The sequence below is a fragment of the Nonomuraea sp. NPDC049725 genome (assembly GCF_040674795.1).
Classification (GTDB): Bacteria; Actinomycetota; Actinomycetes; order Streptosporangiales; family Streptosporangiaceae; genus Nonomuraea; species Nonomuraea ceibae.
In genome coordinates this window covers 23065-47572 of the sequence record NZ_JBFANJ010000016.1, presented here as the reverse complement: position 1 = coordinate 47572, position 24508 = coordinate 23065, and the positions used below count along the sequence as shown (strand labels likewise).

Genomic DNA, 24508 nt, shown 5'->3' with positions numbered 1-24508 from the left:
GGCCGCGTCAGGCTCCGGCGCGGGCGTTCACGGTGATCAGACCGGCGGTGTGCAGGCTGGTCAGGAGCGTCCAGTCGTCGGCGGGATCGAGCCACACCTGAAGGCCGGCCGGGCCGGACGGCCGAGGGAGAGGACCGGCGGGCTCGTAGAAGGCGGCGACCAGGACCAGCGGGACCGGCGCCGTCCACCGGGCGGGCGCCGGGGGCTCGTGCCGGGGGCCGAGGAGCACGGCCCGCTCCTCGTCCGTGCACGCGCCGAGCCGCCCGGCCGCGAGCTCCGCCTGCAGCCTGACCTGGAGGTCGAGGGCGAGACGGACGCGGGCGGCCGCGCGCCCGTCCTCTCCGGGCAGCTCGGCGTAGCCGGGGACGAGCATCGCGACCAGCTCGGCGGGCTCGCCCGCGTAGCCGCGGAGCCTGCCGCCCGCGTGGATCATCTCGAAGCGGTACGGCAGGCCGTCCGGTCCGGCCGGCGCGGCCGGGGGCGGCTCCGCCGACGACGGGTTGGCGATGATCACGCTCATGGGGTGCCTTCCGTGGCCCAGCGGGTGGCGGCGTACAGGGCGGTGAGCTGCTCCTTGTCGGCGGCCCGCCAGAAGATCTCGTCCATCAGGCTGCGGAAGGACAGGCTGCCCGCCTCGGTGCGGTCCTGCGCCGGGTCCCGGAAGTGCCCGGCGTGGGCGCCCAGCGGGTCGGGCTCGCCCCGGTTCGGCAGGTGGTCCAGCGTCGCGTTGCGGAACGCCGCCTCGACCAGGCCGAGCGACACCTTCACCTGCGCCTGGATCACGGCGGCGTCGAGCGAGCCGTCCCACAGCCGCAGCTCGATGTGGTCCGCCGTGGAGCCCGTCATGGCCTGCATGTTCACCGCGGAATCATGGCCGCTGTTGCGGTGCCGCACCGGCCCGATCTCCGCGTAGCCTTCCGTGGGCACCGCGTTGGGGCGGCAGTGCTTCAGACCCCGATGGCTGTCCGCCTCCGGGTTGTGCGCGAGCCTGAACAGCGTGTCGGTGTGGTGGCCGACGTGGACCAGCGTGCTGACGTAGTTCTCCACGATGTGGTCGAAGTCGTGCGTGCTCACGTGGACGTGCCCGCCGGTCCTGGGGCCGGCCGTGCCGCCGTGCGCCCGGATGATCTCGACGGCGGTGCGCAGGTTCGCCCAGGTCGCCGGCTCGTCGTACAGGATGGGCGAGACCAGCTCGCCCGCGACCGTGCCGTCCTGCTCCAGCGCCCACAGGCCGAGCCCGCCGTTCGCGCCCGAGCTGTAGCCCCGCTTCTTCATCGTGTGGTAGCCGTGCTGCACGGCGTCGCCGGTCAGCCCCGCCTGGTGCAGGGCGCGGGCGATGTCCTCCAGGCGCCGGGGGGAGACGCCTTCCGGCAGCTCGAACTCCAGCTCCAGCCCGAACCCGCGCCCGCCCTCCCGCGCGCCCAGCGACGCCGTGGCGTCGTCGAGCATGTACGGGATCACCGGCTCGCCGCTCACGGCCCGTTCCACGGCCCGGTCGTAGGCGTCACGGAACGCCGCGAAGTCCCTGGTGTACGACACTTCCGGGCGATCCGGCCAGCGCTGCCAGGCCCGGACGCGGGACTCCAGGGAGGCGACGCGCTCCCGTTCCATCGCGGCCAGCGGATCGGGGCCCGCCAGCAGGGAGCGGACGCGGCGCAGGACGGGGTTCTGCTCGGGGCGCGTCTGCTGGGCCGCGTCGAGCTCGCGGCTCGCGGCCCGCAGCGCGTCCCGGTGCGCCGAGGGCGGCAGGTCGTGCAGGCCGGGCGGGACGGCCGGCGGCCGGGGCGCGGCGGCTCCGGCGTCCCCGATCAGGGCGTCGAGCACCTGCTGCCGGTCGACCGGCGCGAACAGGTCGAAGCCCCGCTGCCGCACCTCGGCGGCCCGGTCCGCCAGCCGTTCGACGGAGTAGCCGAGGCCCGCGTCCACGGCCAGGCGGCGCAGCGGCTCGAACACCGGCAGCCGCGACGGCGCCTCCGACCCGGTGATCTCGGCCAGCCGGGACAGCGCCCGCGCCGCGTCGTCCGCCGGCCGCGTGACGCCGTGCTCGGCCGCGACGCGCAGCCCGTCCCACAGGTACGGGTCCCGCGTCCGGTGGGCGGTGAGCAGGTCGGCCAGCTCGCGCGGGCCGGACACCCGCGTCAGGTCGGCGCCGTGCCGGTGCGCGTCGCCGGCCAGGTGGAGCAGCTGCTCGACCGAGTCCCCCTGCCCCACCTCAGCGGCCAGCCCCTCCAGCGGCGGCGCGTCGCCCTCCTGGCGGGCGGCGAGGTCGTCCAGGAGCGCGAGCAGGCGCGCCTCCGGCTCGCTCAGGCCGGTCAGGGCGTGCCGCTCGGCCAGCAGCACGCCGTCCCACAGGGCCGGGTCCTCGCGCCGGAACGCGTCCAGGGCTGCCAGGAAGTCCGCCTCGCTCATCGCCCCGCGCGGGAAGTGGCCGTTCTGGTGAGCCGCGCGGAAGACCGGCAGCAGCTCCCTGATGTCGCGGATGCCGTACCGGTCGAGCACGGGCTTGGTGTAGCTCCTGACCCGGCTGGAGGTGACGGGCTCCCCCATCACGTCGATCATGATCCCGATCGTGCGCGCCTGGTCGGCGTCCGCGTCGTGGAAGGAGAACCGGACCTGGTTCCTGAACCCCGTCCAGCGGTACGAGTCCGCCCCCATCATCCGGTCGAGCACGGCGGTCAGCGACGCGCGGTCGGTCGCGGCTTCCGGGGCCATCTCGTACCGCTGGGCGTCGCCGAACACGTCGACCAGGGCGTCGATCTCGCGATCCAGGCCGAGGTCGCGGGCGAGATCCTGGACGGCGCGCGCCGGGTCCGGCCCGCCGAGGCTGCGGCTCATGTGGGCCAGGGCGCGGGCGGTCGCGTCGTCGCGCCGGGTGGTGGACAGCCGCTCGGCCAGTTGCCGGCCTTCGGCCAGGAGCACCTCGTCGGACGGGCCGCTGAGCAGCCGTTCGATCCGGTTCTGCGGGCCGGGGGTCCAGCGGTGGACGATCGCCGCGGCCTCGGCGAAGTTCCGGGGGCGGGGGTCCGCGATCGGCGAGTGAACGTCGGGCCCGTACTGCGGCCCCGCCGGATACGCCCGATCCTGCACGGCGGTCCCGCCCGCCGCCGGTGGCGCGCCCTCGCGCACGGGGGCCGCCGGCGTGGGGGCATGATCGGCCGCGAGCATCGACGCCACCGGCCGCTCCCGCTGAGCCGCCGCACCCTCGGGGGCCGCCCCTTCGGGCCGGTCGCGGGTGGTCGCCAGGGACCCTGCTTCCGGGCGGCCGGGGGCCGCCGCTTCCGGTTGGTCGCGGGGTGCGGTGGGGGCCGCCGGTTCCGGCCGGGGGGCGGGTGGGGGCGCGTTCTGGTCGCGTGCCGGTGGGGGTGCGTCCGTGCGGGGGTGTTCGGGCCGTTCCGGTCCGGGCTCGCCGCCGGTGGCGGTCTCGGGGGACGCGACGACCGTCGCCGGGACGGTGGCCGGAACCAGGGAGGCGCGCGGAAGCTCCCCCGGGCCCGCGGCATCGGCGCGAGCGGTGGTGGCCGCGCTCTGGCTGTACGGGGTCCGCTCGGCGGGAAGGGTCTGCGGGGCGCGCTCGGCCGGCAGGTTACGAGCCCGCTCCCCCGGCGGGTCCTGCGAGGCGCGCTCGGCCGGGCGGGTGTGCGGGGCGCGGTCACCGGGATGGGGCTGCGGTGCGCGGTCACCGGGCGGCTGGTGCGGGGGGCGCGTCGGCGCGGCACGGTCGGCGGGGGGCAGCGGCGTGTCGTGACGCCGGACGACCTCGCCGGCGAGGGCGCCGTTCGGGAGCACCTGCGGTCCGGCGTCGTCCGGGGCTCTGGGGGCGGGCGGCGGGGCGGTGTCGGCGTGGGCGGCCCCGGCGAGCGAGGTCTCCCCGAGGGCGGGCCGGGCGGGAGGCGGTGAATCGCCGGCCGGGTGCGCGGGGCCGCCGATCTCGCCGATGGCCGCCATCGGCAGGTAGCTCACCCGGGCCGACGCCGGGATGTCGAGCCCGCCCGCCACCCCGGAGATGAACGCGTAGCCGAGGTGGGAGGCGTCCAGTTGCCCGCTGGCCGCCAGCGCGGGGACGGCCCCGGCGGTGCCCGCCGCCCCGCCCAGCAGCGCCTGGCCGTACATGCTCTGCCCGATCGCCACGATCTTGTCGCGGACGGCCAGCTCCGCCCGGGACGCGACGTACACCATCTGCTTGCTCAGCAGGCGGGAGAGGGCGGCGTTCGCGCCGCCGAACAGCACGCCGGTGAGGGCGCCGCTGCCGGTCGACATCGCCAGCGAGGCGAGGTCGAAGTCCCCCGCCTCGCGGTCGCCCCAGAGCTGCTGGGCCACCTGCACGCCGAGGTCCAGGCCGCCCATGATCCCGGCGAACTTCAGCGTGTTCAGCAGCATGAGCCGCTTGATCGTCTGGATGCTCACCTGGGTCATCAGCGTGTGGTGCCTGATGAGCGCGAGGACAGCCGGGCCGTTGACGTAGATCCACACCAGCAGCCTGACGATCATCACGCCGAGCAGCGCCAGCGCCGCGTAGATCATCCACTCGGCGTGCTGCATCCGCACGCCGTGCGTGCGCAGGGCCTCCGCCTCGTCGCGCAGCGCCCGCTCCAGCACGTCGAGCACCGCTTCGCCGGAAACGGAGCCGGCCTCGCCGCCGAGGGACTCGAAGGCCTTCTCGAACGCCTCCTTGGCGACGCCCTCCCATTCCCCGCTGCGTAACAGCCGGGTGACCGCGCCGGCGTCCTCGGCCTTGATCCCGGCCAGCAGGTCCGCCAGCCGCTCCAGCGCCTGCGCCTCGGCGAGCAGCCCGCCGACGTCGGCCCCGGGGAACGCGCCGCCGGTCAACGGCTTGGCCAGCGGCTTGACCACGTCGGGCACCAGGCTGAGGTCCAGCCCCATCAGCGCGCGTCCCCCCGCGGCTGCGCCGGGCCGGCACCGGGGAGGAACGCGTCGAGGTCCGTGCCCTCGCCGAACAGGTCCTCGAACGGGAGGTCCGGCACGAACGGCGCCATCAGCTCCTTCATCTCGCCGGACACCTGCGTGGTCGCCCGCCCGATCTGCTCGACGAGCACGGCGGACAGCTCCGAGGGCGACAGCCTGCGGTAGACGCGGGGGTCGAACTCGATGGACCGGACCTCGCCGCGCGGGCCGACGGTCACGGTGACCAGGCCGTCCTTCGACGTGGCCGTGGCCGACAGCTCCCGGGCCCGCTCGCGCATCCTGCCGAGCTGTTCGGTTTGCTGGTTGACCTCCTGGACGAGTTGCTCCAGCAGCCGCCACGGCTCGTCTGTCGGCATGTTTATCCCTCATGTCCCGTCTGCAACACCAGTCCCACAATTACCATCGTTTCCCCGGTTTTGTGGGACTTGTCGAGTACGGGCGCGGACCGGGCCGATCCGGTGGCAGTGACGGCATGCCATCCCTCATCATGACGGTGAGCGACGGCACGCATGCGTATCGTCACCGATCTGAAGGGTGGACGCCGTGGGGGTTGAGCCGATCGTCGAGACGGGCACGCAGACGCTTCCCGGCCCCGGTCTCGATCACGAGGAGTGGCGCTTGGCCGCCGTGCTGCGTGACGAGGGCGGGGTCGAGCACCGGCTGACGGCCGGCTTCCAGGTCCGGCGCGCCACCCGTCCCGGCGGCGGCCCGCTGGTCGCCCACGGGTGCGAGTGGGCGACGTGCGAGCCCGGGCAGCCCGCGTACCGGGCCTTCACCTGGTGCGACGACGGCGGGGTCGAGCTGACGCGACAGGAGGCGGCCGACGGGTGGGACCCGCGCATCGGCGAGGCGGTGCGCGAGGCGTGCGCGGCCGGGCGGCCGATCCTTCCCGCCCGGCTGCTGCCCGGCCCGGCCCGCGTGGCGGACGATCGCACCGGCCTCGACTTCGGCGGCGTCGCCGAGCTGCGGGCGGCCGGGGACGACGGCTGCCGCGTCGTGCTGCGCGGCGACGGCGACGAGTGGGAGCTGACCGCGCGCCCGCTCAAGCCCGCCGTGGCGGCGTCCGGCGCGGAGCTCGTCACCCGCCTCGCGGTCGAGGCGACCTGGCGGCGGCCGGAGCACCCGCCCGTCCCGCTGACCGGGATCGCCCTGTACCGGCACGGGCCCGCCCCGGCGCGGGACGGCCACGCGCGGATCGCCGTGCACCTGGACAACGGGTGGGACGTGGTGGCCGCCGACGACGGGCTGCTGCTCGTGGCGCCCGACGGCACCCGCGCCGGCAGCCCCGTCACGCTGGTCCCGGGCGAGAGCTGGATCTCCACGACGACGCTGCACGCCTACCCGGTCGCCTGGCGGATCGAGGCGCCCGGCGCCGGCCTGTCGCTGCGGGTGGCCGCCTGCTTCCCGGAGCAGGAGCGCCAGGCGGCGTTCGGGCTGGGCGCCCTGTTCGACGCCGCCGTCACGGCCGAGGGCGAGCTGGGCGGCGAGCCGGTGCGCGGCGCCGGCTGGCTGGAGATCCAGCCCGACCACCGCATCACCGACTTCGAAGGGCACGTCGAACGGCTGCGCGACATCACCCACGCCGAGGTCGTACGCCTGTATCCCGACGAGCCCGACCCGGACGCCATCGCCACGCTGGCCGGCCTCTCCCCCGCCGGCTCCTGGCCGGTCGAGGCCGTCGCCGGGCCGCTGCACCGCGCGCTGGTCGCGCCCGTCCGCCACCTGGCCGACGCGATGGGCAAGGGCTGGCGCAGCTACGCCGCGCTCGCCGCGATGGAGATGCAGGGCGTCGACAGCCGCCACTACCGGGCGCTGGCGGCGCTCGTCGAGCTGATGCACACCGCCAGCCTCATGGTCGACGACGTGGAGGACAACGCGCCGACGCGGCGCGGCCGGCCCGCCGTCCACACGGTGTTCGGGCAGGCCACCGCCATCAACACCGGCACCCACACCTATCTGGTCTTCGACCAGGTGGCACGCCATCTGCTGCCCGGCGACCCGGACCGGCGGCTGCGGCTCTACCAGGCGTACCTCGACGGCATGCGGCGCAACCACGCCGGTCAGGCGCTCGACATCGCCGGGCACCACGACGTGATGGAGCTCGCCGTGGCCACCGGTGACGCCACCGTCGTGCTGGAGCGGGTGCGGACCACGCACCGGCTCAAGACGGGCGGGATGGTGCGCGGCGTGGGCGAGTTCGGCGCGATCCTCGGCGGCGCCAGGGGCGAGCTGCTGGACGCCGTCAGCGCGTACTTCGAGGCCGTGGGGCTGGCGTACCAGATCACCGACGACGTGGCCGACCTGCGGGCGGTGCTGGTCGCGGACGGCCGTCCTGGCGCCCGCGTCGCCAAGCTCCCCGGCGAGGACATCCGCGAGGGCAAGGTCACCTACCCGCTCGCCCACGCGGTCGCGCGGCTGCCGCGCGACCGGCTGCGGGAGGTGTGGGAGATCGTCCGGGCGGGCGGCGCCGACCCGGTCGCGGCGGCCGAGGTCGCCCGCGCCGTGGACCGCTGCGGCGCCACCGGGGCGAGCCTGGCCGACGCGCGCACGGCCGTCGACCAGGCATGGCGTCCGCTGCAGGCCCTGCTGCCGGTCAACCACCACACGGTCATGATCCGCGCTCTCGGCCTGTACGCGGCCAGCCGTCACCTGGACGAGTGACGCGCGAACGGCAGCCACCAGTTGCGGTCGCCGAACAGCCGCATGAGCGCCGGTACGAGGACCAGCCGGATGACGGTCGCGTCGATCACGATCGCGACCGCGACCGTGAGCCCGAGCTGCACCAGATGGCGGCTGTCGGCCGTGAGCAGCGCCGCGAACGTGGCGACCATGCAGGCGGCGGCCACGGTGATCGGCCTGGCGGTGTGCGTCAGGCCGTCGGCCACGGCGGCGGTGTTGTCGCCGTGGGCCTGGTAGTGCTCGGCGACGCGATGGATGAGGAAGATCTCGTAGTCGATCGACAGGCCGAACACCAGCGTGAACGCCAGCAACGGGACCAGCGTGTCGACCTCGGCGCCGACCAGGCCGGGAAGGTGGCGGGTGGCCAGGGTCAGCAGGCCGAACGCGGCGAGGACGGCCAGCAGGTTCATCACGACGGCCTTGACCGGCAGCACGACGCTGCGGAACGTCACCAGCAGGAACGCCAGCGAGCAGCCCAGCACCAGCGGGATCACGGTGCCGAGCTGGGCGGCGGTCTCGTCCATGAGATCGGCGAAGATCACCGTGGGCCCGGTCACGTACACCCGCTGGCCGGGCGGCAGCGTCGCGGGCGCGAGCCGCCCGGTGATCTGCCGGGCCAGCTCGGTGGTGGCCGGGTCGTCGAGGCTGGTCCGGGTGAAGACGGTCACCACGGTGAGGTCGCGGCCGTTGTCGACCGAGGCGGCCAGCGACACCCTGGCGTCGTCCTTGAGCGCGGCGACCAGCGCGAAGGCGTCGACCGGCGGCGTGCCGGCGGGGTGCGGCAGCACGACGGCGAGGCCCGAGGCGATGCCGTCGGCCTCCATGTGCGCCAGGCCGCGCCCGAAGTCGGTGCCCGCGAGCGCCGGCCGGTCGAGGTCGAAGCCGAGGCGCACCCCGGTCAGCGGGGCGGCGGCCAGCAGCAGCGCCCCGGAGCAGGCCAGCGTGTAGGCGACGGGACGGCGCATGAGGTGCCGGGCCCAGCGCGCCCAGCCGTCACCGCCCGCCGGAGCGGCGGCGCGGCGGCGGAGCAGCCACCTGTCGGCGGCCACGAGCAGGGCCGGTAGCAGCGTGACGGCGACCGCGGCCGCCACCACGGCCGTCACGCTCACCGCCACCGCCATGGTGCGGATCATGGGCGTGCGGACGACCAGCAGCGCCGCCGACGTGAGCGCCACCCCGAGCGCGCACCAGGCCGCCGTGCGCCCGGCGGTGGCCACCGCGGCCCCGGCCGCGTCGTGCCGGTCGTGCCCGGCGGCCCGCGACCGGCGGTAGCGCAGCAGGATCAGCAGCGCGTAGTCGAGGCCGAGCCCCAGCCCGACGGTGGCCGCCACGGCCAGCATGAACGTGTTGACCGTCACGCCCAGCAGGCTCGCCGCGCCCAGCAGGCCGAGGCACGTCACGGTCACCGCCCCGGCCACCGCCAGCACCGCCACGGCCGCCCCGATCGCGCCCAGCCCGGCCGCCAGCGCCAGCAGCGACAGCGGCACGGCCAGCAGCTCGGCCCGCCGGAGGTCGGCCAGGTCGGCCTGCTTGACCACGGTCAGCAGCGCGCCCTCGGCCACCACGTGCACCTCGACGCGCCCTCCGGAGGCCCGCCCGGCCGCGTCACCGGCCGCGCGCAGCAGCGACGGCAGCGCCTCCTGCCTGGCCCGCTGGTCGCCGTTGACGCCGAGGAGCGCGTACACGCGCCGCCGGTCCTGCCCCGGCACGGCGGGCAGCAGCCGGACCCCGCCCACCAGGGGCCGGGCGGCCACGGCGCGCGTGGCGTCGTGGAGGGCCCGCTGGTAGGGCCCGTCGGCGTCGGTGAGCGTCGCGGAGGCGAACACCATCAGCATCTGCTCGCCGCCGAGCTGCGGAAAGCCCTGCTGCAACAGCCGCGCGGCGTCGGCCGAGCCCGACCCCTCGACCCGGATCGCGGGCGCGGCCGAGCGTTCGACGAGGCCGGGGACCAGCACCGCCGACCCGGCCACGAGCGCCAGCCACACGGCGAGGATCACCCGGCGGCGGCGCGCCGCCAGCACGCCCAGCCGCCACCAGAGCGAGCGACGCTCCCGGCGCTCGGCGGCCGACTCGCCGGCCGACGCGTGTGAGGACACCACCACGATGCCGCCTCCTGGTAAGCGGAGCCAAAAGCGTGTTACAAAGAGTAGTCAATCAGCTCCACATAGTTATCAGGAGGATGCGTGTCCCAGTCACGTCCCGGCCGCGTTCGCGGTCTCGCCGTCGCGGTCGTCGTCGCCGGTCTCGCGGTGCCGTTCCTGGCCTCCACCGGCTCCGCCGAAACCGTCGCCCGGCAGGTCGCCCGCCCGGCGGCGCAACCGGCGGCGGCAGCCGCGGCCGTGCTGAAGTGCGACGTGCGCACCGCGCCCAAGCACCCCATCGTCTTCACCCCCGCGCTGCGCGACGCGGCGGCGCGGCACACCGAGGGGCAGGGCGTCCTCCTCCTGGAGAACTGCACCTCGCCGTCGGGCACGATCACCGACATCAAGTCGGGGCGGCTGGAGGTGAGCGGCAGCGCCACCGCGAGTTGCCGCGGCGTCGCCGACCTGACCGCGACCGGCACCGCCACCTGGCGCAACGGCCAGGGCACGAGCGTGGGCACCTCCACGCTCACCGCCTCACACCCGGGCAGCGCCACCCTGGCCGACAACCTGCTGAGCGGCACCGTCGCCTCCGGCCGGCTCAAGGGCCGCACCTTCAGCGGCAGCGGCACCATGACCTCCGACCTGAACCAGTGCACGACCGCCGCCGGATTCACCCAGCTCACCGGCACGGGCCAGATCTCCTTCACCTGACCCCGGCGACCGGCCTGCTCGTCCGCCGCCCCGCCCGGGTCAGGCTTCCCGGGCGCGGAGGTAGGCGTCCAGCGCGGCGGCGGCGCCGAGCATGGCCCGGCCCCGCGCCGACAGGCGGGCCTGCCACTCGCGCAGCGTCGCCTCCAGCGGGGCGACGCCTCCGGCGGCGCGGACCTGCGCGATCAGCGGGGCGATCTGTTCCAGCAGGTAGCCGCCCCGCCTGAGCTGGTGGGCCAGCCGGGCGTCCCGTACGTCGGCCGCGTCGTAGACCCGGTAACCCGTCAGCGGGTCGCGGCGCGGCCGGACGATCCCGGCCTTCTCCCATTTGCGCAGCGTGGCGGGCCGCAGGCCGAGCTTCCTGGCCAGCGGGCCGATGAACGTGTCGCCGCGCTCCTGCGGCACGGGCGCCAGATCCCGCAGTGCCGCCTCGACGGCCTGGAGCGTGCGGCGGTCGTCGAGAAGCAGCCCGTGGCTCTCGTCCACGAGCAGCAGCGCGTCCTCGACGGCCCCCCGGTTGACCGCCTGCATGATCGACGTGGCCGTCTGGTGGCCGTGCCCCGGCACGAGGGCGAGGAACGCGCGCAGCGCCTCGGCGTGCAGCGGCGTGTAGGCGCGATAGCCGTGGGCGGTGCGCCCGGCGGCGGGCAGGATGCCGGCGTCCTCGTAGTTTCTGATCGCCTGCGTGGACAGGCCGTGCTCGCGCGCCAGGTCCACCGGCCTCATGGATGCATCACCGTTTGAAGGTCCATCCCGCACAGGTCCAGGAATTTCGCGCGAAAGTTTACACCGGCTGTTCAACGATACCATCGAAGGCATGGATTTCAAGGACATGGCCCGGCCGCTCGACGGCGCGGGCGTCTCGGCGTTCCTCCGCTCGCTGCCCGCCCGGCCCCTGCTGCTGGGGCTGGGCGAGGCCAGGCATTTCGTGAACGAGCTGGGCGAGGCGCGCAACGAGATCTTCCGGCATCTGGTGGAGCACGAGGGCTACCGGGGGTTCGCCCTGGAGAGCGACTGCCTCATGGGCCTGCTCGTCGACGACTACGTCACCACGGGCGCGGGCACGCTCGACGACGTCATGGAGCGTGGCTTCAGCCACCGGTTCGGCACGGTCCCGGCCAACCGCGAGCTCGTCCGCTGGATGCGCGCCTACAACGAGGAGCACGACGAGAAGGTGCGGTTCTTCGGCTTCGACGGCCCGCTGGAGTACTGGGCGGCAAGCCCCCGCCAGGCCCTCACCGGCCTGCACACCCTCCTGGACGGCCCGCTCCCCTGCACCGCGGAGACCCTCGACGCGCTGCTGGGCGCGGACGAGCGGTGGTCGGACGAGGCCGCGGTCATGGACCCGTCCCGGTCGATCGGCCGGTCCGCCGAGGCCCACCGGCTACGCGTGATCGCCGACGACCTGGTGGCACTGCTCGCCACCCAGGCGCCGGCGCTGAGCGCCGCCGACCGGGAGCTGGCGGCCCTGTACGGGCGCACCGCCGTCGGCCTGCTCCGCTACCACCACTGGATGGCCGACACGGCCCCGACCCGGTGGGCCCGGCTGTCGGCCCTGCGGGACGCGATGATGGCCGACAACCTGCGCGCCGTCGCCGCCCGGGGCCCGGTCCTCGTCTACGCCAGCAACCTGCACCTGCAGCGGCACAAGAGCCTCATGTCCTTCGGCGACCACGAGCTGGAATGGTGGAGCGCGGGCGCGCTCGCCGCGACGGACCTGGGTGACCGCTACGCGTTCCTGGCCACGGCCTTCGGCACGGTCGGCGACGACACCCCGTCCCCGGACACCGTGGAGGGGCTGCTGTCCACGCTCCCGTGGGAGCACGCCCTCGTCGACGCCCGCCGTTTCGCCGAGGCCGTCCCGGCCCCGGACAAGCGCGTCTCCCGCGATTTCGCCTATTTCTCCCTCGACCCGGCCCACCTCGGCCTGATCGACGGCATCGTCTTCCTCCAGAAGGCCGTGGACCTCCAGGTCCTCGACTGACCAGGCTCCCCGGCCGGGCGCCGGTCAGCTCGCGGGGCCCCAGGTGAGGGAGAGGCCGGTGGCGGCCCGTTCGGTGCGGATCTCCATCATGCTGCCGAGGATCGTGGCGTGGTCGGCCACCACGGGCGTGCCGTCGAGCGTGAACGTGACGCGGGTGCTGACGAGCACCGGGCTGCCCTCCGGCTCGTGCAGGTGGCGGGCGGCGGCGGGGTCGAGCACGCCGGGCCGCACCACCTCCGACGCCCGCGCGACTGTCACCCCGGCGTCGGCGAGCGCCGTGTAGAGGGAGACGGCGGTGAAGTCGCGGTCGCGGATCCCGTCGGCCACCGGCCGCCGCACCCACGACACCTGGTGCACGGCCGGGCGCCCGGCGAACTCGCGGACCCGCTCCAGCCGCAGCGCCGAGTCGCCGGGCCGCAGCCGCAGCTCGGCGGCGACGTGGGCGGGGGCCCGGCGCACCGCCCGCCCGGCCACCGAGGTGCGTACGTCGTGACCCTGTTTGCGCAGGTCGTCGGCCAGGCTGCGGAGCGAGTCGAGCTGGTATCCCAGGTGGGGCGGGGCGACGAACGTGCCCTTGCCGGGCTGCTGCACGATCAGCCGCTCGTCGCTCAGCTCACGCAACGCCTGGCGCAGCGTCATGAGGGTCACCCCGTAGGAGGCGCTCAGCTCTCGTTGCGGCGGCAGGGCCGTGCCGGGGGCGTAGTGTCCCGACCGGATCTTCGCGGCGAGGTCGGCGGCGATGGCGCGGTATCTCGCCTCGTGCCCGGCGTCGGGGGTCATCGGGGTCGGTCACACTCCTGGTCGAGGGCTTGCCGCAGGCTCGTGAGGAAGGCCCGCAGGTCGTCCGGCCCGGCCCCGTCGAGCACCCGCCGCATGACGGCGGCGCCGACCACCACGCCGTCGGCGTGCCGGCGGGCCTCGCGTGCCTGGTCCGGGGTGGAGATGCCAAAGCCTAGCAAGACCGGCCGGTCGCTGACGTGCCTGATCCGCGCGGTGAGCCCGGCCGCCGAGGCGGCCAGGGCCGCCCGCTCGCCGGTGGTGCCCATCAGCGACACGGCGTAGACGAAGCCGCGGCTGCGCTCGCAGATCCGCGCCAGCCGTGGCTGCGGGGTCGTCGGGGACGCCAGCAGGGCCAGCTCGATCCCGGCGTCGGCGGCCACGTCCGCCAGCTCGTCCGCCTCGTGCACCGGCAGGTCGGGCACGATCAGGCCGCTGACGCCGGCCCGGCGCAGCGCGGCGCAGAACGCCTCGGGGCCGTCGTTGAGCACCAGGTTGTAGTAGGTGCTGGCGACCAGCGGCACGCCCAGGTCGCGCACCTCGGCCAGGTCGGCGAGGATGCGGCGGGTGCTCGCCCCACGGGCCAGCGCCGTGTCGCTCGCCTGCTGGATGGTGGCGCCGTCCAGCGTGGGATCGGAGAACGGCAGGCCCAGCTCGATCGCGTCCGCCCCGGCGTCGGCGAACGCCCGCAGGTAGCCGGTCCAGCCGGGCGCGATCCCGCCCGTGACGTACGGCATGAGCAGGCCGCGGCCGGTGGCACGGCGGGCCCGCAGGTGGCGCTCGACCGCTCCGGCGGTCAGGGTCGGGTTCGTCACAGCAGCTCCTTCAGGGTCGAGACGTCCTTGTCGCCGCGGCCGGACAGCGTCATCAGCACCGTCGAGCCGGCGGCCAGCTCGCCGCCCGCCGCCGCGCGGATCACCCAGGCGAGGGCGTGCGCCGACTCGAGCGCCGGGAGGATGCCCTCCGTACGCGCCAGCCGTACCGCCGCCGCGACGGCCTCGTCGTCGGTCACCGTGACGTAGCGGGCCCGGCCCAGGTCGCGCAGGTGGGCATGCTCGGGGCCGACGCCCGGGTAGTCGAGCCCGGCGGCGATGGAGTGCGGCTCGACGATCTGCCCGTCGCCGTCCTGGAGGAACAGCGAGCGGCAGCCGTGCAGGACGCCGAGCCGGCCGTGGCTCGCCCCGGCGCCGCCGTCCGCCTCGACCCCGACCAGCCGCGCCGAGGTGCCGGAGAAGCCGGCGAACGTGCCGGCCGCGTTCGAGCCGCCGCCGACGCACGCGACCACGTGGTCCGGCACGCCGGCCGGCAGCTCGGCCGCGCACTGCGCGCGCGCCTCGTCGCCGATGACCCGCTGGAACTCCCTGACCATCCACGGGTACGGGTCCGGCCCGACGACCGAGCCGATGCAGTAGTGGGAGTCGCCGGTCGCGCCCACCCAGTGGCGCATGGCCTCGCTGGTCGCGTCCTTGAGGGTGCGGCTGCCCGAGGTCACCGGGACGACCTCGGCGCCCAGCATGCGCATGCGGAACACGTTGAGCGCCTGGCGTTCGATGTCACGTTCGCCCATGAAGACCGTGGCCCGCAGGCCGAGCAGCGCGGCGGCGGTCGCGGTGGCCACGCCGTGCTGCCCGGCGCCGGTCTCGGCGATCAGCCTGCGCCGCCCCATCCGGGTGGCGAGCAGGGCCTGGCCCAGCACATTGTTGATCTTGTGCGACCCGGTGTGGGTGAGGTCCTCGCGCTTCAGGTACAGCTCCACCCCCAGCGCCTCCGACAGCCGGCGGGCCGGGGTGAGCGGCGTCGGCCGCCCGGCGTGCACGGCGAGCAGCCGCGCCAGCAGGCCCCGGAACCCGGGATCCGCCCACGCCTCCCGGAACGCCTCGTCCACCTCGCGGCACGCCTCCACCAGGGACTCGGGCGCGTAGCGCCCGCCGTACGCGCCGAACCGCCCCCGGGCGTCCGTTGTCGCGCCCTGCGGGACCGGCTCGCGCCAGGGCAGCAGATCACGCATGTCTAACTCCGATCGTTCTATAACTCTTCAGCGAGTTCTAGAACAGTGTGACACCGATTGTCCTGGGACGCCACCACGGCCCCGTTAACCGGTTGCCGTCATCGCGCCCGGGTGCTGGAGTGGCCCTCGATGAGCACGGACAGCGGCACGGCGCCGCCCGCTCCCCGCCTCGCCGGCATCCGGTCCCGCTGGCTCGCCGCCGCGACCGCGGGGCTCCGCGACGATCCCGCGGTGGCCGGGGCCGCCCTGGTCGGGTCGCTCGGCGCGGGCCGGGCCGACGACTGGAGCGACGTCGACCTGCTCGTGGTCGTCGACGACCCGCTCCTCGACGACTACGCGCTGCCCGGCCGCCTCCCCACCGGACCGGGGACCATGACGGCCGCCTTCGACGCCCGGCAGAACGGGCCGCGCGGCACCAGGGCGTTCAGCGCGTACCAGATCATCGACGGGCTCCCGCTCTGCGTCGACTGGCACATCCACCCGAGTTCGCGGGCCGGCTGGCCCGCCGACAGCACGGTCGTCCTCGACCGGCGCGGCTTCGACCGGCTCCCCGCCGCCTTCGCCGACCTGCTCGCCGCAGGCGAGCGAGAGACCCCCACCCCCAAGCGGCCGGTGGACCACCAGGTGGCTCGGCTGGTGATGATCCCGATCGCGGGCAAGCGGATCGCCCGCCGCTCGCCCGGGACCGCTCAGCTGATCGAGTTCCTCGGCGGCTCCCCGGGGGCCTCCTGGCGGGACCACCTCGCCGCGCTGCGCCGGCTGCTGGACGGCTTCACGCCGCTCGACCGGCCCGGCGACCTCGCCGCCGGGCACGCCTACCTCGACCTCGTGGAGGACACGCTGGACTGACGCCGAGGCGTACGCGGTCACCTTTCGCTGGTTGGATACGTCACCTGTTGTGATGTGACTGAGACGAGAGGAACGCTACCGATGACCTCCCCTGACTTCCTGGCCGACCAGTTCCAGGGACACCGCCCCCATTTGAAGGCCGTCGCCTACCGCATGCTGGGCTCGCTGAGCGAGGCCGAGGACGCGGTGCAGGAGGCGTGGCTGCGGCTGGCGCGTTCGGACTCGGGTGACATCGACAACCTGGGCGGCTGGCTGACCACCGTGGTCGGCCGGGTGTGCCTGGACATGCTCCGCGCCCGCAAGTCCCGGCGCGAGGAGTCCTTGGAGGAGCGCCTGCCCGACCCGGTGATCAGCAGCACGGACGCCACCGACCCGGAGCAGGAAGTGCTGCTCGCCGACTCGGTCGGCCTGGCGCTGCTGGTCGTGCTGGAGTCGCTGAGCCCCGCCGAACGGCTGGCCTTCGTGCTGCACGACATGTTCGGACTGCCGTTCGAGCAGATCGCGCCCATCGTCGACCGCACCCCCGTGGCGGCCAAGAAGCTCGCCAGCCGCGCCCGCCAGCGCGTCCGCGGCGCGGCCCCGAACCCCGACCCCGACCTGAACAGCCAGCGCCGGGTCGTCGACGCCTTCCTCACCGCCGCCCGCGGCGGCGACTTCGCCGCCCTGGTCTCCATCCTCGACCCCGACGTGGTCCTGCGCGCCGACGGCGGCGTGCTCACCGGCGGCATGAAGGTCATCCGCGGCGTCGCCGCCGTGGCCGGCCAGCTCGCCACCTTCCAGCGCATGGCCACCTCCAGCACCACCCAGCCGGCGCTCGTCAACGGCCTGGCCGGCCTGGTCAACACCGTCGACGACCAGCTCATCTCCGTCATGAGCTTCACCATCTCCGACGGCAAGCTCGCCACGATCGACATCCTGTCCGACCCCGACCGCCTCGCCCGCCTCGACCTCACCCGCCTGGAGCCATGACCCCCGGGGCCGGCGTGGGTGCGGGTCAGGCCTGCAGGTAGTGCAGGACGGCGAGGACCCGCCGGTGGTCGTTGTCCGACGGGGACAGGCCGAGCTTGGTGAAGATCTGCGTGACGTGCTTCTCCACCGAGCCGTACGACAGGAACAGCGCGGCGGCGATGGAGCTGTTGGAACGCCCCTCGGCCATCATGGCCAGCACCTCGCGTTCCCTCGGGGTGAGCGTGCCCAGGGCCTCCGCGCGGCGGCTGGCGCCCATGATCTGGGTGACGACCTCGGGATCGAGGACGGTCTGCCCGGCCGCGATCTGGTCGAGCGCGGCCAGGAAGTCCTTGACGTCGGCGACGCGCTCCTTCAGCAGGTATCCCACGCCGTGGGCGCCACCGGCGAGCAGCCGGGCGGCGTAACGCGTCTCGATGTACTGGGAGAACACCAGGACGCCCACCTCGGGGTGATCATGGCGGATCCGGATCGCGGCTCGCAGGCCCTCGTCGGTGTGGGAAGGCGGCATGCGCACGTCGACCACGGCGACGTCGGGACCGTGTTCCGCCACTGCGGCCAGGAGCGCGTCGCCGTCGCCCACGGCGGCCACCACCTCGTGGTCGCGGGAGGTGAGCAGCATGCACAGGCCCTCCCGGAGCATCACGGCGTCCTCGGCGATCACGATGCGCATGCGCTGCTCCGTTCAGATGTGCAGGGGAAGCTCGACGGTGATCACCGTAGGTCCTCCGGCCGGGCTGTGGATGTCGATCGTGCCGTCCAACGTCCGGACCCGGGTGGCCAGTCCGCGCAAGCCGGATCCGGCGCCGATCGCCGCGCCGCCTGCGCCGTCGTCGCGTACCCGCAGGGTCAGCAGGCCGTCACGTGCCCGTACCTCGACGAGGGCGTGGCTGGCGCCGCTGTGCCTGACCACGTTGGCCAGCAGCTCCGTCGTGCAGAAGTAGGCGATGGCCTCGATGGCCGGTGCCGCCCGCCCGGGCAGGTCGGCTTCGAACCGGGCCGGGATCGGGCTCCGCGCGGTGAGCGTGGCCAGGGCGGTCTCCAGCCCTTGGTCGAGTGCCGGCGGGTGGATGCCCCGGATCAGGTCACGCAGCTCGGCCACGGTCTCCTTGGCGCTGCGGTGCGCGCTGTCGACGAGGACGCGGGCGCGCTGGAGCCGTTCGGGCCGGTCGGCCCGCTCGAGCTCGTCCTGGGCCATGCCCAGGCTCATGGCCAGCGTCACCAGCCGTGCCGCGGTCCCGTCGTGCAGGTCTCGCTCGATCCGGCGGAGCCTGGCGACCGCGTCCTCCTCGGCCAGCGCCCGGGCCTGCTCCAGCCGCCGGATCCGGGTGTCGCCCGGCGCGGGCCCGAGCAGCGTACGGGCGAGCAGCCGCTCCGGAGCCAGCGCGAGATGGACGCCCCACGGGGCGAGGAGCAGCAGCGCCAGCCCGGCGAAGCACACCAGGACCGCGACCGGCCGGCCGGGAGACAGATGCGCCAAGGCGGAGAAGTGCCCCCACAGGGGGCAACCGAGCAGGAACAGGCCACCTCCCCACAGCCCGGCGGCGGCCGCACAGGCGGCCACGGCGGCCGGCAGCCGGAGCAGACCGTGGATGACGGCACGCCATCCCGTCACGTCACCGAGCGCCGCGCCGAGCCGGTTCAGCAGGCCCGACCCGGCACGGAACGGCGCGGGATCGGCAATCCGCACCCCGGCCCACGCCCGGGCCAGACGTCGATTGGCCGTGCCGAGCCGTCTGGCGGCCACCACGCTCACGGCCAGCATCGGCACTCCGACGAGATTCGCCGCCAGCATGACGCTCAGCAGCACGAGAACGAGATGAACCAGGCCGGCTCCCACCATGATCGGCAATATCAGCGCGTAGGCGAGCTCACGCCGCGACCGCTTCCGCACCGGGGCGGCGATCAGCACACGCCACCACTCTGTCCGCCCGTCCACGCTCCTCCTCGCCTCACGCGCCACGCCGTCCAGCCTGACGGACACGTACGCGCGAGAACACCCGGACAGCCCGTGGGGGACATCCCGAACCGGCACGGAGGACGTCCCGGTGGCGGCCGGCCCGTCGCTGTCACAGAGTGATCACCATGACGACTACCAAGCAGCGGCTGGTCATCGGCGTAACGGTGGCGACGCTGGCGGGCATGACCCCGCAGGCCTCCGCCGCCCTGGACGCCGGGCCGGTCTGGCGGGACTGCGCCGGCCAGGGCATGCCGGCGGGCATGCAGTGCGCCGCGATCGAGGTGCCCGTGAACTGGGCCGAGCCGGACGGGCCGAAGGTCGGACTGGACCTGGCCCGGCTGCCCGCCACCGAGCCCGCGCACCGGATCGGCAGCGTCCTGGGCGTCCCCGGCGGTCCCGGGGCCGACGGGATCGACGACCTGAAGCACGCCGCGACCGACCTCGCCGAGCTGGGCCGCAGGTTCGACCTCGTCGCCTACAAGCCGCGCACCGCCGTGTGGCGCGATCGGATGCCGCCGTCCTGCATGAAGTCGGGGACGTCACTGTTCGAGCCGCGGAGCCGGAAGCAGTACAAGGCGTTGGCCGCGGCGATGACCAGGGCCCTCGAAGCCTGCCGGAAGGCGGACAGGACCGGACTGTTCGCCCACATGGACTCCCTGTCGGTGGCCAGGGACATGGACGCGATCCGCGTGGCTCTGGGCGAGGAACGGCTGAGCTTCATGGCCAACTCCTACGGAGGGGTGCCCGCCGCCGCCTATGCCCGGCTGTTCCCGCGGCGCATCCGAGCCATGTACCTCGACGGGACGATCAACCAGGTCGACGGCTGGCGGGACCAGACGCTGCGGACCCTGCCCGTCATGGAACGGGTCTTCACCAGGTTCGCGGCCTGGTGTGCGGACACCCCCGCGTGCGCGCTGCACGGGCAGGACGCCGGGGCGGTCTGGCGCAAGCTCGTCCGGGACGCCGATCGCAGGCCGATCCCGGTCACGTCGTCCGAGTTCGGCAAGGGCGAGCTGACCGGGTGGCATCTGAAGAGTTTCGGCTTCTTCGGCGACCCGGGGCCGGGCCATGCGCGGTGGCTGGCCTTCGCCGAGGCGGTCGACAAGGCCCGGAGCGGGGACGGGTCCGGATTCGCCGATGTCGCCCTCGGCAACGCGCGGATCTGGGCCGCCCCCGGAGCGCTGGCGATGTCGTGCGCGGACGACCGCGGCTACAGCGGCTACGCGCAGTTGCGGACGTTCCGGCGTCAGGCGGAGAAGGTCTCGCCGAACTTCGGGACGGCCTCGTTCGACGCTCTCGGATGCACCGGCTGGCCGCTACCGGTCGCCAACCCGTCCCGCCCGCTGCCGGCGCGCGGCCTGCCGCCGTTCCTGGGAGCAGGCAGCACGTGGGGGGACTACGCCTGGACCGAGAGCTTCACCCGGATGATCCCGGGCTCCGTGACCGTAGGCTACGACGGGCCTGGTCATGTCATGTACCTGTCGGGCAAGAAGTGCCCCATCCGGCACGCCACCGCGTACCTGACCGATCTGCGGCTGCCCGAGCCGGGCACCACCTGCCCTGCCGAATGACAGGCCCGACTCCCGCACTGCCGTACGTCCGGGTCACCTTCCGCGTCCGCTCCGCTTGGCGTGCTTGCTGCCCCAGCCGGCCAGGAGGGCTCCTGCGACGGCGGCGGCCACGTAGCAGGTGAGCCACACCCCGAACCCGCCGGGCAGCCGGCCGAGCAACCCGGCGTTGTCATGGTCGGCCAGCAGCCGGATGGCGCCCTGGGCCCCCAGGACCAGCAGCAGCATGCCGATGATCAGCACGGTCACGTACTTCATGCGCTTCGTCTCCTTTTTGTGGTGCGTTCGAACCATAACACCTGCTTGGTGCGATCGCACCACAAGGTAGACTCGCTCCGTGCTTTGACGCCGGCCCAGCGACCGGGCCCCTCCGTGCTCTCCTTCGTTCGTCGCCATGTGACCCGAATCCACGAAGGAGATCCTTTTCATGACCACGTCGGCCTCCATCGAGGTCCCCGACCGGTTCGCCGCCTCCTACGGAGCGCACGGCGCCGACGCCCGCGCCTGGCTCGCCGGACTCCCACGCCTGGGCGGTGAGTTCCTGGACCGCTGGCGGCTGCGGCCCGACGGCCCGGCCGCGTACGGCATGGCCTCGCTGGTCTTCCCCGTACGCCAGCCCGACGGGACGCCCGCCGTCCTCAAGCTCCAGCAGCTCCGCGAGGAGACCGCCGGCGCCGCCGCCGGACTGCGGGCCTGGAACGGCAACGGCATCGTGCGCCTGCTCGACCATGACGAGCAGAGCGGCGCCCAACTGCTGGAACGCCTGGACGCGACCCGTACGCTCTCATCGGTGGCCGACGACGACGCCGCCATGCGGATCCTGGCCGACCTGATGGCCCGCCTGACCTCGATCCCCGCCCCCAGCGACCTGCGCCGGCTGTCCGGCATCGCCGCGGCCATGCTCGACCAGGCGCCGCAGGCCGTCCCCGCACTGCGCGACCCCGACGAGCAGCGGCTGGTACGCACCTGCGCGTCCGCCGTGGCCGAACTGATCGGCGAGCCCGGCGACCGCCTCCTGCACTGGGACCTGCACTACGACAACATCCTGGCCGGCGAACGGGAGCCGTGGCTGGCCATCGACCCCGAACCGCTGGCCGGCGACCCGGGGTTCGAGCTGCTGCCCGCCCTGGACAACCGGTGGGAGCAGGTGGAGGCGACCGGCGACGTGCCTCGCGCCGTGCTGCGCCGCTTCGACCTGCTGACCGAGACGCTTGGCCTCGACCGGAACCGCGCAGTCGGCTGGACCCTCGGCCGCGTGCTGCAGAACGCCCTGTGGGACATCGAGGACGGCAAGCCCACCCTCGAACCCGCCCAGGTCGCCATCGCCACCACCCTGCTGCACCGAAGCTGATCAGCACGGCGACACGACCCCTGAGCCCGGGCGGTCAGGCCAGGTAGGTGGTCTGCGGGTGCAGGTGGGCGTCCAGGATGACGAGGTCGGCGCGGTGGCCGGGCTCCAGGGCGCCGCGGCCGGGGAGGTCGAGGACGGCGGCCGGGTTGGCGGTCGCCATGCGCAACGCGGTGTGGACGGGGACGTGGGCCGCTCGCACCAGGTGGCGGACGCAGTCGGTGAGGAAGGCGGTCGACCCGGCGAGGCGGTCGGTGCCGGCCAGCCGGGCCGTGCCGCCGGAGACGTCGACGGTGCGGTCGGCGAAGGCGTAGCGGCCGTCGCCGAGGCCGGCGGCGGCCATGGCGTCCGTGACGAGGACGCCGCGGGTGCCGTCACCGGTGGCCAGGGCCAGGACGGGCGGCAGCACGTGCTGCCCGTCGGCGATCAGTTCGTAGGTCAGCCGCGGATCGGTGAGGGCGGCGGCGACGGGGCCGGGGGTGCGGTGGCCGAGCGGGGGCATGGCGTTGAACAGGTGGGTGACGTGCCGGGCGCCGGCGTCGGCGGCGGCACGTACCTGGTCGTAGGTGGCGTCCGTGTGCCCGATCGCGAACACGCAGTCGCCGGAGTAGGCGGCGATGAGGTCGAGCGCTCCGGGCAGTTCGGGCGCGATGGTCATGACGGTGGGAAGGCCGTCGGCGATCTCCAGGAGGTCTTCGAGGAGGGTCCGGTCCGGCGCGCGCAGCGCCGACTCGGTCTGGGCGCCGCGGCGGGCGGGGGCGAGGAACGGGCCCTCGAAGTGCACGCCCACGAGGTTGGGCACGCCGGGGTCCCTGGCCGCCTCGCACACCGCCCGGGCGGCGGCCCGCATCAGGGGCTGGTCGACCGTCGCCACGGAGCCGAGCATGGCGGTGGTGCCCCGCCGCAGGTGGGCCTCGGCCGCCGTGCGCACGTCGGCGGGGTCGCCGGTGTAGACGGCCGCGCCGCCGCCGCCGTGACAGTGCAGGTCGACCAGGCCGGGAGCCAGGTACGCGCCGCCGACGTCCACGATCGGCGCACCACCGGCCGGGTACGGCGAGCCGTACCCGAGGGCGGTGATCCGGCCCGCGTCGGTGCGCAGCCAGCCGGGCTCGACCCGGTCGGCGTGCACCAGCCGGGCGTTCACGAAGAGCCGGGCGGTCACCCGCGCCTCCCGGTGAGCGCCTCGACGGCGGCCTCGGCGCAGACCCGGGAGGCGCCGAACGTGCGCACCCAGCCGCGGGCGGCGGAGAAGTCCAGCTGGGGGAAGCCCATGTCCAGGACGACGACGTCCGGGGTGGTGGCCAGGATGCGGTCGAGGATCGGGGCCTGCCACTCGAACCGGTGCGGGCTCCTGACCAGGATCACCACGTCGCCCGAGGCGCCGTACTGCTCGCGGAACTCCGAGATGGCCGCGTGCACGATCCCGGGGCCGTTGTACGTGCCGGCCGCCACGGTCACCTGTTCGACGGTGCGGCCGGGCGTGGCCAGCAGCGTCTCCACGTTCCCCGGCCCGCCGCCCGAGGCGGGCGAGGCGACCGGTTCGAGGCGGACGACCAGGGTGGCGTCCCCGCGCAGCAGCGGGTCCCCCGACACCCGCGCCGCCCGCCGCGCCAGCCGCAGCCCGAGCCCGCTGTCGGCCTCGCCGTCGAGCGGGCTGTCCGGGGCGCCGCGCCGGCCCATGCGCCGCAGCCGGTCGGCGGCCTGTTCGAGGCGTTCGGCGGGGAGGTCGCCGGTGCGCACGGCCTCGACGATGGCGTGGGCGGCGGTCCTGACGTCCTCGCCGTAGGCCCACGCGCCCAGGCACAGGGCGTCGGCCCCGGCGCGCAGGGCCAGGACGGCGGCTTCGCCCAGCGGCGCGACGTCGGCCACGCCGCGCATCTCCAGGGCGTCGGTGATCACGACGCCGTCGAAGCCCAGCTCGTCGCGGAGCAGGCCGGTGATCACCGACGCGCTGATCGACGCCGGAAGCTCGTCCAGGGCGGACACCCGGGGGTGGGAGACCATGATCGAGTCGACGCCGGCCGCGATCGCCGAGCGGAACGGGTCGAGGTAGTGGTCGACGAGCTCGTCCCGGCTCAGGTCGAGGTCGGGGGTGCCGAGGTGGGCGTCGGTGCCGCTGAGGCCGTGGCCGGGGAAGTGCTTGGCGCAGGCGCTCACCCCGGCGGCCTGGAGCCCTTCGACCCAGGCGGCGGCGTGCGCGGCCACGTGCGCCCGGATGCCGCTGAAGCAGCGTACGCCGTTGGGGCTGAAGGGGTTGACGGCGGTGTCGACGGCGGGGGCGAGGTCCCAGGTCACCCCGGCGGCGCGCAGCGCGAGCCCGATCTGGTGGGCGCAGGCCCTGGTCGCGTCGAGGTCGTCGATCCGGCCGAGGGCGAGGTTGCCCGGCGTGGAGATCCCGCCGGCCGCCTCCAGCCGGGTGACGTCGCCGCCCTCCTCGTCGATCGCCAGGTGCAGGGACGGGGAGAGCTCGCGCAGCCCGGCGGTGAGGCCGCGCAACTGGTCCTGGTCCACGATGTCCTTGCCGAACAGGACGAACCCGCCGAGGCCGGCGGCCACCGGCCCGTCGATCCAGCGCGGGACGACGGGACGGCCGAGAGCGGGGAAGAGTACGGCGTGTGCGAGCCGTTCGAGGTGATCCATGAGACTCCTGTCGG

At 74.6% G+C, this 24508-nt stretch carries 20 protein-coding genes; 7 read left to right on the top strand and 13 right to left on the bottom strand.

Features of this window, described 5'->3' with window-relative positions:
* Nucleotides 1-7: 7 nt before the first annotated feature.
* The 3 genes from AB0J53_RS33930 to AB0J53_RS33920 are packed head-to-tail and all read right to left on the bottom strand — an operon-like array spanning nucleotide 8 to nucleotide 5279.
* Entirely contained in the window at nucleotides 8-520 is a 513-nt protein-coding gene (locus tag AB0J53_RS33930) for a hypothetical protein (protein ID WP_364179908.1), read from the bottom strand.
* Entirely contained in the window at nucleotides 517-4881 is a 4365-nt protein-coding gene (locus tag AB0J53_RS33925; RefSeq protein WP_364179906.1) for a hypothetical protein, read from the bottom strand. Before AB0J53_RS33925 ends, AB0J53_RS33930 begins: the two co-directional genes overlap by 4 nt.
* On the bottom strand, nucleotides 4881-5279 hold the full coding sequence (locus AB0J53_RS33920) for a YbaB/EbfC family nucleoid-associated protein (RefSeq protein ID WP_357587809.1): 399 nt from the start codon (nucleotides 5277-5279) through the stop codon (nucleotides 4881-4883). The genes AB0J53_RS33925 and AB0J53_RS33920 overlap by 1 nt, the downstream gene beginning before the upstream one ends.
* Nucleotides 5280-5466: 187 nt before the next feature.
* Here AB0J53_RS33920 and AB0J53_RS33915 point away from each other — a divergent pair, with 187 nt between their 5' ends.
* A complete protein-coding gene (locus AB0J53_RS33915; RefSeq protein WP_364179904.1) occupies nucleotides 5467-7584 on the top strand; it encodes a polyprenyl synthetase family protein in 2118 nt (705 codons plus the stop codon).
* On the opposite strand, the gene AB0J53_RS33910 is transcribed toward AB0J53_RS33915, so the two are convergent.
* Nucleotides 7569-9704 (bottom strand): MMPL family transporter, encoded by a 2136-nt coding sequence (locus AB0J53_RS33910; RefSeq protein WP_364179902.1) that lies wholly within the window; start codon nucleotides 9702-9704, stop codon nucleotides 7569-7571. The genes AB0J53_RS33915 and AB0J53_RS33910 overlap by 16 nt on opposite strands.
* 81 nt (nucleotides 9705-9785) lie before the next feature.
* On the opposite strand from AB0J53_RS33910, the gene AB0J53_RS33905 reads away from it, so the two are divergent.
* Complete coding sequence (locus AB0J53_RS33905; protein WP_364179900.1) at nucleotides 9786-10397, top strand: hypothetical protein; 612 nt, start codon at nucleotides 9786-9788, stop codon at nucleotides 10395-10397.
* A 39-nt stretch (nucleotides 10398-10436) separates the two neighbouring features.
* On the opposite strand, the gene AB0J53_RS33900 is transcribed toward AB0J53_RS33905, so the two are convergent.
* Nucleotides 10437-11120: a TioE family transcriptional regulator gene (locus AB0J53_RS33900; RefSeq protein WP_364179898.1), complete on the bottom strand. Its 684-nt coding sequence runs from the start codon at nucleotides 11118-11120 to the stop codon at nucleotides 10437-10439.
* Between the two features lie 91 nt (nucleotides 11121-11211).
* Here AB0J53_RS33900 and AB0J53_RS33895 point away from each other — a divergent pair, with 91 nt between their 5' ends.
* Complete coding sequence (locus AB0J53_RS33895; protein ID WP_364179896.1) at nucleotides 11212-12378, top strand: erythromycin esterase family protein; 1167 nt, start codon at nucleotides 11212-11214, stop codon at nucleotides 12376-12378.
* Between the two features lie 24 nt (nucleotides 12379-12402).
* On the opposite strand, the gene AB0J53_RS33890 is transcribed toward AB0J53_RS33895, so the two are convergent.
* Genes AB0J53_RS33890 through trpB form a run of 3 tightly spaced genes read right to left on the bottom strand, consistent with a single transcriptional unit; the run spans nucleotide 12403 to nucleotide 15163 of the window.
* Nucleotides 12403-13158 (bottom strand): GntR family transcriptional regulator, encoded by a 756-nt coding sequence (locus AB0J53_RS33890; protein WP_357587798.1) that lies wholly within the window; start codon nucleotides 13156-13158, stop codon nucleotides 12403-12405.
* Nucleotides 13155-13970, bottom strand: coding sequence for a tryptophan synthase subunit alpha (gene trpA, locus AB0J53_RS33885; RefSeq protein ID WP_364179894.1), 816 nt, complete (start codon nucleotides 13968-13970; stop codon nucleotides 13155-13157). Before trpA ends, AB0J53_RS33890 begins: the two co-directional genes overlap by 4 nt.
* Complete coding sequence (gene trpB / locus AB0J53_RS33880; RefSeq protein WP_364179892.1) at nucleotides 13967-15163, bottom strand: tryptophan synthase subunit beta; 1197 nt, start codon at nucleotides 15161-15163, stop codon at nucleotides 13967-13969. The genes trpA and trpB overlap by 4 nt, the downstream gene beginning before the upstream one ends.
* 129 nt (nucleotides 15164-15292) lie before the next feature.
* On the opposite strand from trpB, the gene AB0J53_RS33875 reads away from it, so the two are divergent.
* Together AB0J53_RS33875 and sigJ are read left to right on the top strand one after the other, a co-directional pair.
* Complete coding sequence (locus tag AB0J53_RS33875) at nucleotides 15293-16012, top strand: nucleotidyltransferase domain-containing protein (RefSeq protein ID WP_364179890.1); 720 nt, start codon at nucleotides 15293-15295, stop codon at nucleotides 16010-16012.
* Nucleotides 16013-16093: 81 nt separating this feature from the next.
* Nucleotides 16094-16981: an RNA polymerase sigma factor SigJ gene (sigJ, locus tag AB0J53_RS33870; RefSeq protein WP_364179888.1), complete on the top strand. Its 888-nt coding sequence runs from the start codon at nucleotides 16094-16096 to the stop codon at nucleotides 16979-16981.
* 25 nt (nucleotides 16982-17006) lie between these two features.
* On the opposite strand, the gene AB0J53_RS33865 is transcribed toward sigJ, so the two are convergent.
* Together AB0J53_RS33865 and AB0J53_RS33860 are read right to left on the bottom strand one after the other, a co-directional pair.
* Nucleotides 17007-17651, bottom strand: coding sequence for a response regulator transcription factor (locus AB0J53_RS33865; RefSeq protein ID WP_364179886.1), 645 nt, complete (start codon nucleotides 17649-17651; stop codon nucleotides 17007-17009).
* Nucleotides 17652-17663: 12 nt separating this feature from the next.
* On the bottom strand, nucleotides 17664-18917 hold the full coding sequence (locus AB0J53_RS33860) for a sensor domain-containing protein (RefSeq protein ID WP_364179884.1): 1254 nt from the start codon (nucleotides 18915-18917) through the stop codon (nucleotides 17664-17666).
* Between the two features lie 146 nt (nucleotides 18918-19063).
* On the opposite strand from AB0J53_RS33860, the gene AB0J53_RS33855 reads away from it, so the two are divergent.
* Entirely contained in the window at nucleotides 19064-20509 is a 1446-nt protein-coding gene (locus AB0J53_RS33855; RefSeq protein ID WP_364179882.1) for an alpha/beta fold hydrolase, read from the top strand.
* Nucleotides 20510-20542: 33 nt separating this feature from the next.
* Here the strand turns inward: AB0J53_RS33855 and AB0J53_RS33850 are convergent, their stop codons facing one another.
* On the bottom strand, nucleotides 20543-20764 hold the full coding sequence (locus AB0J53_RS33850; protein ID WP_364179880.1) for a hypothetical protein: 222 nt from the start codon (nucleotides 20762-20764) through the stop codon (nucleotides 20543-20545).
* 169 nt (nucleotides 20765-20933) lie between these two features.
* Between AB0J53_RS33850 and AB0J53_RS33845 the strand changes: the two genes are divergently transcribed.
* Entirely contained in the window at nucleotides 20934-21857 is a 924-nt protein-coding gene (locus AB0J53_RS33845) for an aminoglycoside phosphotransferase family protein (protein WP_364179878.1), read from the top strand.
* 34 nt (nucleotides 21858-21891) lie between these two features.
* On the opposite strand, the gene nagA is transcribed toward AB0J53_RS33845, so the two are convergent.
* Nucleotides 21892-23016, bottom strand: a complete 1125-nt coding sequence (nagA, locus tag AB0J53_RS33840) for an N-acetylglucosamine-6-phosphate deacetylase (RefSeq protein WP_364179876.1) — start codon at nucleotides 23014-23016, stop codon at nucleotides 21892-21894.
* Nucleotides 23013-24494, bottom strand: a complete 1482-nt coding sequence (locus AB0J53_RS33835) for a glycoside hydrolase family 3 N-terminal domain-containing protein (protein WP_364179874.1) — start codon at nucleotides 24492-24494, stop codon at nucleotides 23013-23015. The genes nagA and AB0J53_RS33835 overlap by 4 nt, the downstream gene beginning before the upstream one ends.
* Nucleotides 24495-24508: the final 14 nt, after the last annotated feature.

Bases quoted from the DNA above. Each gene is read 5' to 3' on its own strand.
- AB0J53_RS33895 (WP_364179896.1), top strand. From the start codon at position 11,212: ATGGATTTCAAGGACATGGCCCGGCCGCTCGACGGCGCGGGCGTCTCG.
- AB0J53_RS33900 (WP_364179898.1), bottom strand. From the start codon at position 11,120: ATGAGGCCGGTGGACCTGGCGCGCGAGCACGGCCTGTCCACGCAGGCG.
- sigJ (WP_364179888.1), top strand. From the start codon at position 16,094: ATGACCTCCCCTGACTTCCTGGCCGACCAGTTCCAGGGACACCGCCCC.
- AB0J53_RS33835 (WP_364179874.1), bottom strand. From the start codon at position 24,494: ATGGATCACCTCGAACGGCTCGCACACGCCGTACTCTTCCCCGCTCTC.
- AB0J53_RS33930 (WP_364179908.1), bottom strand. From the start codon at position 520: ATGAGCGTGATCATCGCCAACCCGTCGTCGGCGGAGCCGCCCCCGGCC.
- AB0J53_RS33875 (WP_364179890.1), top strand. From the start codon at position 15,293: ATGAGCACGGACAGCGGCACGGCGCCGCCCGCTCCCCGCCTCGCCGGC.
- AB0J53_RS33855 (WP_364179882.1), top strand. From the start codon at position 19,064: ATGACGACTACCAAGCAGCGGCTGGTCATCGGCGTAACGGTGGCGACG.
- AB0J53_RS33925 (WP_364179906.1), bottom strand. From the start codon at position 4,881: ATGGGGCTGGACCTCAGCCTGGTGCCCGACGTGGTCAAGCCGCTGGCC.
- AB0J53_RS33865 (WP_364179886.1), bottom strand. From the start codon at position 17,651: ATGCGCATCGTGATCGCCGAGGACGCCGTGATGCTCCGGGAGGGCCTG.
- AB0J53_RS33850 (WP_364179880.1), bottom strand. From the start codon at position 20,764: ATGAAGTACGTGACCGTGCTGATCATCGGCATGCTGCTGCTGGTCCTG.
- AB0J53_RS33890 (WP_357587798.1), bottom strand. From the start codon at position 13,158: ATGACCCCCGACGCCGGGCACGAGGCGAGATACCGCGCCATCGCCGCC.
- trpB (WP_364179892.1), bottom strand. From the start codon at position 15,163: ATGCGTGATCTGCTGCCCTGGCGCGAGCCGGTCCCGCAGGGCGCGACA.
- AB0J53_RS33920 (WP_357587809.1), bottom strand. From the start codon at position 5,279: ATGCCGACAGACGAGCCGTGGCGGCTGCTGGAGCAACTCGTCCAGGAG.
- AB0J53_RS33845 (WP_364179878.1), top strand. From the start codon at position 20,934: ATGACCACGTCGGCCTCCATCGAGGTCCCCGACCGGTTCGCCGCCTCC.